The sequence below is a fragment of the Martelella sp. K41-7 genome, assembly GCF_055808365.1.
In genome coordinates, this window is the sequence record NZ_CM147867.1 from 159,531 (window position 1) to 174,199 (window position 14,669).

At 58.6% G+C, this 14,669-nt stretch carries 12 protein-coding genes and 4 pseudogenes; 12 read left to right on the forward strand and 4 right to left on the reverse strand.

Annotated elements, in window-relative coordinates:
• Positions 1-250 precede the first annotated feature (250 nt).
• The 6 genes and pseudogenes from dctP to AC0L7L_RS00795 all read left to right on the forward strand — a co-directional run bounded on the left by dctP (position 251) and on the right by AC0L7L_RS00795 (position 6,853).
• Positions 251-1,240 (forward strand): TRAP transporter substrate-binding protein DctP, encoded by a 990-nt coding sequence (dctP, locus tag AC0L7L_RS00770; protein ID WP_473511220.1) that lies wholly within the window; start codon positions 251-253, stop codon positions 1,238-1,240.
• A gap of 96 nt (positions 1,241-1,336) precedes the next feature.
• Complete coding sequence (locus AC0L7L_RS00775; RefSeq protein WP_473511222.1) at positions 1,337-3,265, forward strand: TRAP transporter large permease; 1,929 nt, start codon at positions 1,337-1,339, stop codon at positions 3,263-3,265.
• Between the two features lie 142 nt (positions 3,266-3,407).
• A pseudogene (locus AC0L7L_RS00780) lies at positions 3,408-4,341 on the forward strand (DUF2264 domain-containing protein); the annotation flags it as partial.
• 84 nt (positions 4,342-4,425) lie between these two features.
• The gene (locus AC0L7L_RS00785) at positions 4,426-5,064 is read left to right on the forward strand and encodes a DUF2264 C-terminal domain-containing protein (protein ID WP_334313018.1); all 639 of its coding nucleotides are present in this window, start codon (positions 4,426-4,428) and stop codon (positions 5,062-5,064) included.
• 646 nt (positions 5,065-5,710) lie between these two features.
• Positions 5,711-6,181, forward strand: a complete 471-nt coding sequence (locus AC0L7L_RS00790) for a hypothetical protein (RefSeq protein ID WP_272209732.1) — start codon at positions 5,711-5,713, stop codon at positions 6,179-6,181.
• Between the two features lie 108 nt (positions 6,182-6,289).
• Positions 6,290-6,853, forward strand: a complete 564-nt coding sequence (locus AC0L7L_RS00795; protein WP_473511225.1) for a transposase — start codon at positions 6,290-6,292, stop codon at positions 6,851-6,853.
• A 270-nt stretch (positions 6,854-7,123) separates the two neighbouring features.
• On the opposite strand, the pseudogene AC0L7L_RS00800 reads toward AC0L7L_RS00795, so the two are convergent.
• A pseudogene (locus AC0L7L_RS00800) lies at positions 7,124-7,334 on the reverse strand (integrase core domain-containing protein); the annotation flags it as partial.
• Between the two features lie 134 nt (positions 7,335-7,468).
• On the opposite strand from AC0L7L_RS00800, the pseudogene AC0L7L_RS00805 reads away from it, so the two are divergent.
• A pseudogene (locus tag AC0L7L_RS00805) lies at positions 7,469-8,739 on the forward strand (IS110 family RNA-guided transposase).
• A gap of 215 nt (positions 8,740-8,954) precedes the next feature.
• On the opposite strand, the pseudogene AC0L7L_RS00810 reads toward AC0L7L_RS00805, so the two are convergent.
• Both AC0L7L_RS00810 and AC0L7L_RS00815 read right to left on the reverse strand, forming a co-directional pair.
• Positions 8,955-9,764: pseudogene (locus AC0L7L_RS00810) on the reverse strand (IS3 family transposase); the annotation flags it as partial.
• 197 nt (positions 9,765-9,961) lie between these two features.
• Entirely contained in the window at positions 9,962-10,717 is a 756-nt protein-coding gene (locus AC0L7L_RS00815) for a TetR/AcrR family transcriptional regulator (RefSeq protein ID WP_272209735.1), read from the reverse strand.
• 327 nt (positions 10,718-11,044) lie between these two features.
• On the opposite strand from AC0L7L_RS00815, the gene AC0L7L_RS00820 reads away from it, so the two are divergent.
• The 5 genes from AC0L7L_RS00820 (at position 11,045) to AC0L7L_RS00840 (ending at position 13,854) form a co-directional block, all read left to right on the forward strand.
• Entirely contained in the window at positions 11,045-11,254 is a 210-nt protein-coding gene (locus AC0L7L_RS00820) for an FAD-dependent oxidoreductase (protein WP_473513703.1), read from the forward strand.
• Complete coding sequence (locus tag AC0L7L_RS00825) at positions 11,251-12,477, forward strand: FAD-dependent monooxygenase (RefSeq protein ID WP_473511227.1); 1,227 nt, start codon at positions 11,251-11,253, stop codon at positions 12,475-12,477. The genes AC0L7L_RS00820 and AC0L7L_RS00825 overlap by 4 nt, the downstream gene beginning before the upstream one ends.
• Positions 12,478-12,580: 103 nt before the next feature.
• A complete protein-coding gene (locus AC0L7L_RS00830; RefSeq protein ID WP_473511229.1) occupies positions 12,581-12,895 on the forward strand; it encodes an aromatic-ring hydroxylase C-terminal domain-containing protein in 315 nt (104 codons plus the stop codon).
• Positions 12,885-13,565, forward strand: coding sequence for a hypothetical protein (locus AC0L7L_RS00835; RefSeq protein WP_473511231.1), 681 nt, complete (start codon positions 12,885-12,887; stop codon positions 13,563-13,565). Before AC0L7L_RS00830 ends, AC0L7L_RS00835 begins: the two co-directional genes overlap by 11 nt.
• Positions 13,566-13,569: 4 nt before the next feature.
• Positions 13,570-13,854, forward strand: coding sequence for a hypothetical protein (locus AC0L7L_RS00840; protein ID WP_473511233.1), 285 nt, complete (start codon positions 13,570-13,572; stop codon positions 13,852-13,854).
• Here AC0L7L_RS00840 and AC0L7L_RS00845 read toward each other — a convergent pair.
• Entirely contained in the window at positions 13,851-14,657 is an 807-nt protein-coding gene (locus AC0L7L_RS00845; RefSeq protein WP_272209741.1) for a helix-turn-helix transcriptional regulator, read from the reverse strand. The genes AC0L7L_RS00840 and AC0L7L_RS00845 overlap by 4 nt on opposite strands.
• Positions 14,658-14,669: the final 12 nt, after the last annotated feature.

Below are 14,669 nucleotides of genomic sequence, written 5' to 3' on the forward strand. Positions count from 1 at the left end.
AAACTTTCGTTATTTCGTCAATAGAGAAAATTTGTGTTGACCTTTCGTGTCCCTTGGCAGTACCACTGTAACTGTTCACGCTGCTCAAGATCGTCACTGCAGCGTGGGCGCGGAGGACGATATGAATTTTCGGTTGGCTCGGAAGTCCGGCCGGCAGGCTCCGCAAAAGGGGCCGCAACTCCATCCGAAAGGGTGGTCTGGTCAGGAGGTCCCCGGTCTTTGCCATGACGATCAGCTTAGGGAAGGAAAAATGAAAGTTTCTCGCAAAATTATGGGACTGGCCTGCGTTCTCGCCGTTTTCGCGACCGGCGCCGAGGCCAAGACCTACAAGCTCGCTCACAATGTTCAGCCCGATAGCACAGCAGGATATATGCTCTCCGAGTTCGCCGAGCGGGTCGAGGAAGGGACCGACGGCCGGGTAAAGATCAAGATCTTTGCCAACGGCGTGCTCGGCGACCAGCTTGACTATTTCTCGCAGATTCAGAAGGGCGTCATTGATCTGGGTCTCGTCAACAGCGCTGCACTCGAAAATGTCATTCCGGCCTATGGCGTCGTCAATTTGCCCTATATCTTCCGCACATCTGAAGAGTATGGCGCGGTGATGGCCGATCCCGGCGTGCGTGCAGCGCTTTTCGATGAGGCCGGCAAACACAATTTCGTGCCGCTTGGATTTCTCTCATCGGGTTTCCGGTCGATCTACACGACTTCACCGGTCGCAAATATTGACGACCTCCAGGGCAAGAAGCTCCGTACGATGAGTTCCGAGACCTACATCGAAATGCTGGATCGCTTCGGCACTGTTCCGACGCCGCTTTCCTTCGGTGAACTTTATTCCGGCCTGCAGCAGGGTGTTGTTGACGGTGCGGAAGGCGGGCTTGCGGGGCTGTGGTCGGCAAAATTCGGCGAAGTCGCTAAATATGCGCTGGAGACCGAACAGACGCGCCTCACCGATTTCGTTGTCGCCAGCCAGAAGTTCGAGGACAGCCTGCCTGCGGAAGATCTGGAAGTTGTGAATGCCGTCTTCGCCGACATCTCGGCCCGTTCGATTGAAATTGCCGATCGCAGCGAAGCCGAGGATCTGCAGAAAGCCGTCGATCAACTTGGTGTCGAGGTCATCCAGATCGACAAGGAGCCGCTGATGAAATCGGTCGAACCGATGTACACGGAAGCGGCCAAGGACCCCGGCAAGGCTGCCTTGCTGGAGGCCATCTTTGCGATCGAAGGTCGCCAACTCAACTAGAGAGATGCGGGCGGCGCCACCGGGGTCGCCCGTTGACATTTTTCAGGGTGCCGACCGGGCGCAATCTGCCGAGCCGCTCCATCCGGGACGAGATCCATGACCAAGCAATCAGAACCTGCATTTGATGAAGTCCTGCGCGAAGATGGCCTGTTCTCGCGCGCCTATAACGGCCTGACACATACACTCGGCGTCGTCCTTGCCCTGCTTTTGGCAATGATGTCTGTGCTGATTTCCTATCAGGTGATCTCCCGATACTTTTTCAACGCGCCGAGCAGCCTGACGGAAGAACTGTTGCGTTACTCGCTGATATGGCTCGGTATTCTTGGCTCGGCCTACTGCTTCATGCTGAACAAGCATCTGAACCTGCCGCTCCTGGTCGATGCGCTGAGCCCACGCCGGGCCGGCAGGCTCAACGCCTTCAACGCAGCGCTGACATTCCTGTTCGGGGCGCTTCTGGCATGGGGCGGCTATCACTCGATGATTGGCAATGCGCTGACCCTCACACCAATGCTTCATGTCGCCGTGGGCACGCTGCAAAGCGTGCTGCTGATCGCCGGTCTGCTGATTTGTCTGTCGCAGCTTGTTGTGCTGGCAATGCTGATCCGCTCAGGTCAGACGCGTGTGGTGGATGTCGTTTTCGTCATCGCCTTGATCACGGCATTCATCTTTCTTGCCAGCGTCTTCCGGGGAACCGACACTTATATGAGCTGGGTCGATAACCACCTCGAACTGTTCTCGATCATCATTTTATTCGGCACGCTGTTTGCCTTGCTGGTTCTGGGAACATCAATCGCTGTCGGTCTGGCGTTTTCAGGGATCCTAACGCTCAGCCTGCAGGTCGACACCGCGCAGCTTTTCTCGACCATGGGTGAGAAACTGTTCAATGGTCTCGACAGTTTCGGATTTCTGGCGCTTCCCTTTTTCGTGCTGGCCGGAAACATCATGAACCAGGCCGGCATTGCCCGCCGTCTCATCGATTTCGCCATGCTACTTGGCCGGCGTATTCCCGGCAGCCTGTGGCAGACCAATGCGCTGGCCAACATGCTGTTCGGTTCGCTCTCCGGTTCAGGCATTGCCGCTGCGACCGCCATCGGCGGCATCGTCACGCCGATCGCGCGCGAGGAAAAATACGACATGCCGATCACCACGGCGGTGAATGCGGCATCGGCTCCATGCGGCATGCTGATCCCGCCATCGGGCGCGCTGATCGTCTATTCGCTGATTACCGGCGGCAGCGCCTCGATTGTCGCCCTGTTTCTTGCAGGCTATGTCCCGGGCATCATCATGGGTGCTACGGTCATGATAGTCGCCTACATCTACGCGAAAAAGCGGAAATATGCGACCGACAAGAGCCCTTTCCGCATGAGCGAGGTGTCCCGCACCTTCCTGCGGGCGGCACCCAGCCTCATGCTTGTGGTCGTGGTTATCGGCGGCATCGTCATGGGCGTCTTTACCGCGACGGAAGGCTCTGGCATTGCGGTGCTCTACAGCTTCATCCTGGCGCTTTTCTATCGCAGCCTGACGCCGAAGACCCTGCTTAAGGTTCTGATCGAAACGGCTGCGGCGACCGGTATCATCCTGTTCCTGATCGCCTGCTCGAACCTGATGAGCTGGAGCATGACCTTTGCCTCGATCCCCGACACGATCGGCGAGATGCTGACCAGTCTCAGCGACAACAAATACGTTATCCTGTTGCTGATCAATGTGGCGCTTCTGATCGTCGGCGTGTTCATGGACATGGCACCGGCGCAATTGATCTTCACCCCCATCTTCTATCCCGTCGTCACTGCAATGGGCGTCGATCCCGTCCATTTCGGCGTGCTGATGGTCTATAATCTGTCGATGGGCGTCGTCACGCCGCCGGTCGGAACCGTACTCTTCGTGTCATGCAGCGTGTCGGGTGAAAAGATCACCAAGGTTGTGGGGCCGCTTTTGCCGATCTTTCTGGTCCAGATCCTCGGGCTCCTGCTGATCACCTTCGTGCCGGCCCTGTCGCTGACGTTGCCGCGTCTGTTCGGCGTTTGATATCGGTGCGCTGGCGGGCTTGGCCCGCCAAGGTCTTCTCCCGTATTTCCGGTGATCCGTCATGTCTCTTCTGCTCAAAGGTTTTTCCGACAACCCGATGACATCCCGCGCCGATTTTCAGCGCGCTCTCGAAGTCCTTGTCATGCAGCTCTTGCCGCATCTTGAAGCCGGTGGTGCTGCCATCGATCTGGAGGAAGGTGCGGCGAAATTCGATATGCGGGCGGCCTCGCTCGAAGGCGTGGCGCGGCCGTTCTGGGGTCTTGTTCCCTATGGACTGGGCGGTGGTGCGTTCGGTCACTGGCAGGTCTTCCGAAATGCGCTCGCAGAAGGCACCGATCCCGACTCCCCGCTACTGGGGCGCGGTGGGAGATATGGATCAACGTTCGGTCGAGATGGCGGCGATCGGCTTTCTTCTGGCCGCGTTTCCCTCCGAAGGGTGGGCACCGCTGCCCTCGCGTGTGAAGGAAAATCTTGCCGTCTGGCTCGCCGACATCCAGAAGCGTGTCCTTTCACAGAACAACTGGCTGTTTTTCACCGTGCTGGTTCAGGAAGGGCTGCGCAGGGCCGGGCGCAGCGATCTTGTCGATGACGCGGTGGAGATACGCAACCTCCGCCAACTCGCCGACTGGTACCGGGTCGATGGCTGGTATGGCGATGGCGGCTCCGGCGCGATCGATCACTATGGCGGCTTCGCGATGCATTTCTACGGGCTGCTCTACGCCTGGCTCAAGGGTGACGCAGGGGATGAATTTTCAGATCTCTTCCGCACCCGCGCTCGCGTCTTTGCCGAACCCTTTGCGCACTGGTTTGCCGAAAACGGCGAGGCGATGATCGAGGGTCGTTCGCTGACCTATCGTTTCGCCACTGCGGGTTTCTGGGGCATGCTGGCGCTCAGCGGCGAGCGGCCGCTTCCGGTTGGCCAGATCAAGGGGCTGTGGGCGCGGCAGCTGCGGCTTTGGCGAAAGCGTCCGATTTTCCGGCCGGACGGCGTGCTTTCGCGCGGCTATGCCTATCCGAACCTCGGTGTTTGCGAGGAGTATAATTCGCCGACGTCGCCATACTGGGCGCTGAAAGCCTTTATGCCGCTGGCGATGTCGGAGGACGCGGATTTCTGGCAGGCGGAAGAAGAACCGCTTGACGCGCCGCGCAAGGTCTACCCCATGCCAGGATGCGACACGCTTGTTCAGCGGACCGGCGGCCACGCCATCGCTCATTTTGCCGCACCGATCCACCGATGGCTGCAGATCGACAAATACAACAAGTTTGCCTATTCGACGCTTTGCGGTTTTGACGTCGGCGCGCTCCAATATGCCGATATGAACCAATTCGGCGACAATATTCTGGCTTTCAGCTTCGATGGCGGTGCCAACTGGCAGATGCGGCAGCAGAACCTTTCGGTTTCCGTTGACCGCGAAACGCTTTCAGTGCGTTGGAGAAGCGGATTGCAGGAGGTCGAAACGACAATCACTATTATCGGCGATGGTCGGTTTACCCGCGAGCACCGTTTTGTTCTGGACCGGCCGGCAAGTCTCGTCGAAACTGGCTTTGCCGTGAATCAGTGGTATCAGGAGGCAGAAAGGCTGGACGGCGACGCTGAAATGGCGCTGGTTCTGAAGGGAGAAAACGCGGTCTCCGCGATCTCCGCGCGGGGTGACCTGCCACGCGCGAAAATCGACAGTAGCCGCACCAACACCAACATGCTCTCACCGCGAACCCGCATCCCCGGTCTGCGGCTGGAGCTTTCCGCAGGCTATCATGTAGTAGAACACGAGTTCCGCCTCGCCAAAATCAACGGTTGATCGTGCCGCTTGTCCGTTGCTCAAGAACGATCCTTCCGCACGAAGCACGGAAAATGTGGACGCTGCCAACGCCCTCTATAACAACGGCTCCATCAGCCATAAATCTTGTCGGCGTCTCCGACACCTGCTTGTCAGACGTATGCTCATGCTTCAAGAGATAAGGGGAGACCTACGAGTACCAGGACGGGTCGGCCCGCACTAGCCACGCCGATCGCGCGCGCTGCAACGCTGTACCGGCAGGCGTCATTCCGGGGACACTTGCGTGGCAAGGTGGTGGTTATCTACACGTTCCAGCAAAACAGTGTCCAAGTCCTGCCCCCGCAACCACCGATTCCAACCCTCCCGAGGGCCCCCTTCGGGAGTGTATGTTTTTGTAGCCTTTCTGAAGTGGCTCGGGAAAACTGAACAGGCGAGATAAGTGGTGACCTGCTCCCCATGCATCTACACTGCGCCCATTTATTGGACCGCCGGATGTTGGGTTTTCCGGCTATGATCACGATGGCAGGCTGGCAGCGCCACCGGGATTATGCAACGCGATCGGGACATTGTATCCGATCGCCGAATGAGGACGGTCCTCATTGTAGATCCTATGCAGGCTCACCGCGGAGCCTGATAATCGACCTCCGCTTTGAAGAGGAGGAATACGATGGATACCGATTACGTTGAACACTGCTATGTGGCGCTGGAGCTCAGCCAGAGAAGCTGGCTAATTGGCTATCTTTTACCTGGCTCAAAAAAGGTGCAAACGCAGAATGTCGCAGGTGGCGACACCGACGCTCTACTGGAGGCGCTGTCAAAGATTGCCAGCAAATGCCAAATGGAAACCGGTCCAGAGCGTTGCTCACATACCCTTCGGGTATGTTTCGAGGCAGGCTATGACGGCTTCTGGCTGGCACGATTTCTAATCGATCGTGATATCGACACGTTGATCCTCGACCCTTCAAGTTTCCTGGTTTCACGACGTGGACGTAGGGCAAAGACGGACCGAATTGATGTTGAGGCCATGGTATTCACATTGAAGGCCTACACCCTCGGCGACAAATCGGTTTGCCGCCCTGTTCGTCTACCAAGCGTGGACGAGGAAGATGCCAAGCGCCTGTCGCGCGAACGAACGTAATTGAAGAAGGAGCGTACTCGACACATCAATCGCATACGCGCGCTTTTGATCCTGCATGGAATTCGATCAGTTCCGGGTCTCTGGGGCGGGCGATGGAAAGACTGGCTATTGAGGACCCGCACCGGTGACGGGCGAGAATTAGGTTCGTTCATTCGCAGAGAGTTGTGCCGTCAGCTTGAACGTCTTGATCTTGTCAACGCTCAGCTCAAAGCTCTTGAACGGGAGCGCATGGAAGTGTGCAGCGCTGCAAACGGTGTCAGTAATGTTCAAAAGATCAGGACCCTAAAGCGGCTTGCCGGAATCGGAGAAGTGGGAGCCGTTCAGCTTGTTGGCGAAGTTTTCCATCGAAGCTTCAAGAATCGAAAGCATTTGGCGTCTTATCTCGGGTTAGCTCCAAGCCCCTATAGCAGTGGAGAAGTTTCCAGAGACCAGGGTATCAGCAAAGCGGGAAACAAGCAGGCTCGTGTCATGCTTATCGAACTGGCGTGGTGCTGGCTCAAATATCAGCCAGAAAGCCGGTTGACCCAATGGTACCAGTCTCGTTTCTCAGGGCACGGAAGCCGATCTGGAAAAGTTGGTATTGTTGCGTTGGCTCGCAAACTGGCAATTGCATTTTGGAGGTTCATCGAGGATGGCATTATCCCAGAGGGAGCAAAAATAACCGCCAATTAAATCATCTCATCTGCCGACGGGCAGTTGAAGGCAAGTGCGGATACCGTGCGTAGATAGGGCAACCAACCATACGCCGAGTTGTAGTTTGGTACTGCGCTTGCCAGCAGCCGTTTGGCCACCGTGGATCGGGATTATGGTGGGGAGCGAGGCTCCGACCGGATACAAGTGGAGGCACCAACGGTGCCAGATCAGCCAAACGAATGCAGACCCAAACCAACAAGCTCAACCGACTGCAGCAGAAGAGAATTTCAATGGCTTGACAAAATACGCTTCATACAAGTGTCTACGCCAATCCTCCAACTTTTCGCGCGCATCCGCAAGGCTCATGAACCAGTTCGCGTTCAGGCATTCCGCACGCAGCTTGCTGTTGAAGGCTTCGATGAAGCCGTTGTCGGTCGGCTTGTCAGGCCGCGAGAAGTCCAGTGTGACCTATGTTCACATAGGCCCACAGATCGAGGTCGCGGGAGATAAATTCGCTGCCATAGCACGTCGGGAAGAAGTGCTGTCGATAGGTTATGGCCAACCGCGGAGCCCCAAATAGCATAGTGGGTGGCCATAACCGGTCCCAGGTCTCAACAGTGGTTTTGCTGAACCACACCGCTGAGGAGACAGGCTATGACCATTCACCATACTACCCCCGCGACCTTGCTGGTCGCCATCGACATTTCCAAGAATCGCCACGAGGTTCTGATCGGAATTCCGGGCAAGAAGCGCCGCCGGCGCATGACGGTCACCAATACGCTCGAGGACTTCAGAAGACTGTCTGCGGCCCTAGCCAGCTACGATCTCCCGGTGCGGATCGGGTTCGAGGTGACCGGTAACTATCACCGGCCACTGGCGCACCATCTCGGCCAGTATGGGTTTGAGCTGAAGCTCGTCTCTTCTGTCGGCCTCGCCCGGACGCGGGAGGCCCTGCACAACAGCTGGGACAAGAATGACCCGAAGGATGCTCAGGTTATCCTGCACATGCTCGAGATCGGAGCAGTGCAGTTTTTCCATGATCCCCTGGTCGTCGGGACAGCGGACATTCAGGAGCTCTCGAAGACCCACGAGATCGTCTCACGCTCGAAGACCGAGCTTTGGCACCGCATCCTGACGCATTACCTGCCACTCTACTTCCCCGAGGCTGAGCGGTTTCATCGAAGCTCTCGGACCGACTGGCTCCTGGCATTCATCGAGAAGTATCCAACACCGACGATGATTACGACCATGAACCAGGAAGCCTTCATCGCAGACACCTGGCAGGTGGTTGGCAAGAAGGTCTCCAAAGAGCGCCTGCTTTCAGACATTTACGCCACGGCCGAAATCTCTGTTGGATTGCCCGTACATGCGGGCTCCGACGCCGTGCGCATGTTCCGCCTTGTCCTTGCCGAGGGCAGAAGCCTTGTCCGCCAACGCAACGAGATCGAGGCCAGGGCAGTCGAGCTGCCGGACTATCAGTTGCTGACAACCATTCCCGGAATCGGTCCGATCAACGCCATGACCATTCTGGCCGAGGCAGGTGACCTGCGCCGGTTCCGACATCACCGGCAATTCCTGAAGTTCTGCGGCATGGACCTCGCCACTGTGCAGTCTGGCATGTTCCGCGGTCAAAGCCGGATATCGAAGTACGGCAACGCCCGCCTGCGTCGTACGCTCTGGATGGCCGGCCAGACTGCCGTTCTCAAGCGGACCAACAGCTTTCGTGACAAGTTCGAACGCTACATCTCGAAAGATCGACACAACGCTCATCTGCGTCGCAAGGCTTACACCGCGATCGCGGCAAAGATGGCGCGCACCGTACACGCCGTAGTTAAACACGGCGAACCCTATCGCCCCTTCTTCGAGGGGGTGAGCCCAGGCGGAAGGACCTCTTTCTGACACGAGCCGTGGAGGCAGGCATCTGACCTCGTAGATAATGTTCGGGCCTTCTGCTTGGGAATTGGGATCTCGTATTAAGGACGGTGAGGGCCGCCATCGCGCGTACCCTGTGTTTGGCTCATGGAAGAGATCATTTCTTGACGGCAGAGCCCGTCTGGGCAATCTTAACAAGGCACCCGGGACACCGGATGCCCTATGACCTGCTGACCTAAGCAGCCAGATTTTCTCGACATAGGACGTTATCGACCCGTATCGTCTTCGGATAACCGCCTTTCCTGCAGATCCGTTCCAGGGTGTGCACCACATCTTCACCGCGATAGGCAAAGCGCGGGTCGGTCGCCAGGCTGAAGCGGGAATGGATATCCACAATGGTCAGGATCCGCAGTTTCTTGCCCGCCGCGAGCTGGTCGTGAACAAAGTCCATAGCCCAGATATCGTTCGGCCCTATGGCCTCCTGGCGGTCCTCGCGCAGCTTTGCCTTCACCCGGCGTTTCGGGTTCTTGTTCCTGAGCTGAAGCCCTAACGCCTTGTAAATTCTGCGGGTCTTCTTGATATTGACCGTCCAGCCTTCTCGTCGAAGGAGCACGTGAACACGGCGATAGCCAAACCGGACGCGTGTCTCGCATATCTCCTTGATACGCCTTTCAAGAGCGGCCTGACCGATGCGGCGGGATTTGTAATGGTAGGTCGAGGTGTCGAACGTCAAAACCTTGCAGGCTCGTCTGGATCGACACGCCCCAATCCACCAGTATCCCATCCACGAGCTTGCGCGTCCGGGCAGGCCTTAGAGCTTTCGGCGAATGACATCCTGAAGCATCTCGCGGTCCAGCGTCAGGTCCGCCACGATCCGTTTCAGCCCGGAGTTCTCATCTTCCAAAGCCTTCAGCCGGCGCATCTCGTCAGGCAGCAGGCCCGCATATTTTTTCTTCCAGTTGAAATAGGTCGCCTGGCTGATCCCAGCCTTGCGGCAGATCTCAGCCACAGGCACACCGTCATCGCCCTGCTTGAGAATAAACGCATTCTGGGCGTCCGAAAACCTCGATGCCTTCATCTCTTCCACTCCTTCTCCCGGCCGGGAAAATACCGCGGAAAACTCTAACTTCAAACGATCCGGTTTTCAGGGGGCAGAGCACGCAGATCGGTCCGCCGCCGTCATGGACCGACAAATCGGTACAGAAAACGGATGTGCCCCAGACCGCCCCAGCCTATTGATCCGGCTTGTGGTTTCGCGCCGTGATCGAACCTGTTTCAATCGGCGTCCTGCGGATTGCCTATTCCCTTTTCTATTCCATCGAGGACGCAATCGAGGCCGGTTTTGAACAATGTCTCTGCCGGGACGTCGTCGGCCTCCAGAACGAAACGGGACAGTGTAGGGAAACGGCCGGAATTGATCATTCGTTCTGCGCTTGACCAGTTCGCCTGTTGCCATTCTGCCTTGTTCAGGCCTGTCTCTGCCCCCAGGCGGATTTCGCTGACCTCATGCTGAATGGCCCCGATGACATAGGCCTGAACGGTCCTCATCGCCTTGACGATGATGTTGATGTCCTCGAAGCCCCGCACCTTGCTGAGCGCGGCGAGCGCCGTCTCGAAATGAGCCAGCGCGTTCGGTCCACGGTGATGACGGCGCCCGCCCAGTAAAGCGGCGAACCAAAGATGCCGAAGCGCCACCTCCCGTGTCCGAAACGCAAAGGCCTTCAGTGCGTCTCGCCAGTCAACCGAATCCGGCCCGCCGATATGCGTCTCTCCATAGACGTGATCAATCATCAGGTCGACGAGTTCCTCTTTCGTCGCGATGTAGCGATAGAGCCGCATCGGGACGGCCTTCATCGCTCCGCCGACGCTTCGAAGAGAAACCGCGTCCATGCCTTTTTCGTCCGCGATGGCCACAGCAGCCCGAACGATCATGTCCCGGCTCAATGCAACGGGCGCGGGGCGGCTGACCGGCTCCGGTCGTTCCCAAATCGACAGGTTTTCGAGGTCAGTCTTCTTCGGCCGTCTTGTCATGCTCGAATTTGTTTCACCTGTCTGCCGGGTTGCATTTCGGTATCGGCTTGCTTGCCATGACGATCATTTCATTTTGTATCATCTCTGGTCAACGCCTTCCATTGCTGCCGGCCAGGGCGCCCCGGTTTGAAGGCATCGCAGACACCGCGCTTTCAAACGGGCCTGCATCCGTTCAAGTCGGGTGGAAGGCGCGGCCAGAGCTGCTCCAAACCAGCTTTACAGTAATTATTTACAGTGTATATATGTGTACGCCGTAAATTTCTGCAAATATGCAGCTTGGATGGCGAAAGGTCTGCCCACGTGACGAATGAAGCAACGAAGGTCTTGGTGGTCGGCGGTGGAATTGTGGGGCTGTCGGCGGCGGTCTTCCTCGCTGCGCGCGGCGTTCAGTGCTTGCTGGTCGAGCGCCATGCCGACAGCTCGCCGCACCCCCGCGCGTTCGGTTTCACAACGCGTACGATGGAGCTCTACCGTGCCGTCGGCCTCGGCGCGCGAATTCCCCAGGCGCCAGCTGGCTCCGGGGCCCCCGCCGGTTGAAGGTCGAGAGCCTGGCTGGCCGTTGGGCAGATGATGAGATCGCATGGACCCCGGCCGGACCTGACGGCGAGGCCGCGGAGCAGGCCCCGGCCGGCATCGAATACTCGATCTGCACCGGCGCGACGCTGGCCCAGGATCGCCTCGAGCCTATTCTCAGGGCCAGAGCCGCGGAGCTGGGCGCCGATGTCAGGATGTCGACCGAACTTCGTTCCTTCAATCAGGATGCCGATGGGGTAACCGCCCTGCTGCACCGTGACGGTCGCGAATATACGCTGAGGGCGGACTACATGATCGCGGCGGACGGGCACTCCAGTCCTATCCGTCAGGCGCTGGGCATCGGGCAAGACGGGCGCGGTCTGCTTCACACGGTACGAAGCGTGCTGTTTCGTGCGCCGCTGGAGCAATATCTGCAATCCGGCATCAGCCAGTTCGAGATCGAGCAGCCCGACTTCGCGGGAATGCTGACAACTTACCGGGACGGTCGCTGGCTTTTGATGTTTCCCGACGAACAGGACCAGGACGGGCCGGGCCTGGTAACGCTGATAGAGAAGGCCATAGGCCGGACCGATCTGCCGGTGGAGATCATCACCACGGGCCGGTGGGAACTCAGTGCGTTGATAGCAGATCGCTTCACGTCCGGCCGCGTATTTCTCGCCGGCGACGCTGCTCATACGTTACCCCCGCGCGCGGCGGCTATGGTGCCAATACCGGCATCGAGGATGCCCACAACCTTGCCTGGAAAATCGCCTGCGTGGTTTCGGGAGTATCAGAATCCGGACCTGCTGGATACCTATGATGCCGAACGCCGGCCGATCGCCTGGCTTCGGCACGGACAAATTTTCGCAAGACCGGACTACCGCCGGTTCGCGACGGAATCGGACGTGGAAGTGCCTGTGATCGAGGACGAGGCGATGGAGCTGGGCCAGTTGTACCGCTCGTCTGCCGTGATGGACGCCAGCGACGAATTACCGCCAGCCTTGCGGCCCGATCAGTGGAATGGCCAGCCGGGCACGCGGGCGCCCCATGTCTGGGTTGCAGTGGGTGGCGCACGGATCTCCACACTGGATCTGGTGCAGTCCGGCTGGGTGATGCTGACCGAAGACACGTGCTGGCTCGCGGCTGCGCAGGCTGCAGTCGATAGCCTGGAACTCAAGCTTGAATGTGTCCTGATTGGCGGGGCGGTTGCAGAATCCGACGCCATCAGCAACCAGCAATGTACTTGATTTGCCGATCGAATGGATTGCCGCCGATCCACAGCGCAGCTCCGCGCTTGCATCAATTTTCCCGGAGATGATGGATCATCCGGATTACCGGAGAAGCAAATCCATGAGCCTTCGCCAGCTTCAGCCGTTGGCGCCCGACAGTATCTCCGCTGATGCGCTTGCGAGGGCCGAATTGGCGTTTGCGGGGATCGCGGCCCCTTCTGTTGCGGATGTTGAACCCGATGCCTTTACGCGGGCCTTTGGTATCGGCCCATCCGGTGCGTCGTTGATCCGCCCGGACGGCTACATTGCCTGGCGCGCCTTTGCGATGCCGAAAGACCCGGCAGCAGCGACCAAGGACGTGCTTTGCCGTGTTGCCCATGCCAGGCAGTGGCAAGGTCTCGTGTCCCGAACTGTCGGGGGACGCGGTGGTCGATGACAACAACGATACCGCCTTGCCGCTGATGATCAGCAGGAAGGTCCCGCTATCGGATCAAGGGCTTATGGCGAATGACGGATCACCGCGTTCCAGGCCACGATTGCGGATGGCGGCAGCGCTTTTGGCCGGCACCATTATTGGCGCCTGCCTCCAGCCGGCAGTTTTGGGTGTCTTCCGCCAAATTGCAGGACGCGGAGGCGACAGCGAAACCGCGCAATCAACAACGAAAGAAGCTCCGGTATCTGCCGCTGCAGAGCCTCTGGATGTCGTCGCCCTTGGTCGCCTGCTTCCGCTTGGCGACATCGTGGCACTGGCCTTGCCGAGCGGGGCTGGCGATGCACGCGTTGCGCGGCTGCTCGTGGCGGAAGGTGAGCGGGTCGAAGCCGGGCAGGTGATCGCGGAACGCGATAATCTGCCGCAACTTCTCGCCCAGAAATCGAGCGCGGAGTCCGAGCTTGCCGCGCAGCAGGCGACATTGGAACAGGCCCGCGCCGCCATGCTTGCGAGTTACCGGGAAGCCCGCGCCAATCAGACACGCGCCGAGGCTGCCCTTATGCTTGCAAAGCAGGAGCTTGCACGGATGACAAAGCTCTCCGAAAAAAAACTTGAGCACGCAGATACAACTGGACCAGGCGCAATCGACTGCCGCTCAGGCTTCAGCAGAAATTGATCGGATGACAGCGCTCCTCGAACGATATGCCGGCGTGGAGGAAGGCACACAGGCCGACATCGTATTGGCGCAGCGCAATGTGGACGTGGCGCGCGCCAGGCTCGATCGGGCCATTCTAGATATTGCCGGGGCAAGGATTGTCGCGCCTCAAGCCGGCACGGTGCTGGCTATCCATATCCGCGCCGGAGAGAAAGTCGGCGAGGCAGGGGTTGTCACCCTTGGCAACGTAGACCGGATGATGGCCGAACTGGAGGTCTATCAGACCGACATCGGCAAGCGTGATCTCTAGCTCTTCTCCATCCGGTGATCTGCATCGTCAGACAGGCTGGTATAGATCACCAGCCTCAGTGCAGGATTGTCGCTGACCAGAAAGCTCGCATGGTGAAAGGCGCGCTGCTTGGCGCCGTCGTAGAGGGTTTTGGCGCCCGCTTCCGGGAACCCGACGTCATGGGCGCGCCACCAGCCGGAGAATTCCGGACTGCCATCGGTCAGTACGCCGACAAGGTTCTGAAACGCCGGATCGCCGGACCAGAGGTCGTGGTTTGCTCTGAATTGCGCAACCATTCGACGGGCCTGCGCTGTCCAGCCACAGCCGAACAGGGCTTTCGCTTTCCCGTCAAGGAACATGAAATGAAGGATGTTGCGTTCCGTTTCGGGTATGCGGGCGAAATCGACAAAGAGTGATGCCGTGGCCTCGTTCCAGCACAGCACGTCCCATCTTTGACCCATGATATAGGCCGGTTCGCGTAGGGACCGCACCACAACGCTGACGTCGGCGCTGACCTCTTCAGGCGCAAATTGCTGTCGAGATTTCAAACGTGCCAGCGCCCGCAAATGGGCATGGTCTGTTTCATCGAGGCAGAGCGCGCGTGCCAGTGCATCTACCGTCGCGATGGAGGGCGAGATCGCCCGTCCTTGCTCCAGGCGAATATACCAATCGATCCCGATGTCGGCGCGCTCCGCGACTTCTTCCCGACGCAATCCCTCCGTACGTCGCCGGCGGTTCGTCTTCAATCCCAGCGTCTCCGCCGAAAGTCGAGCCCGGCGCGCCCGCAGGAAGTCGCCGAGTGCCTTGTTCCCATGTGTTTCCATAATGCTAGGATA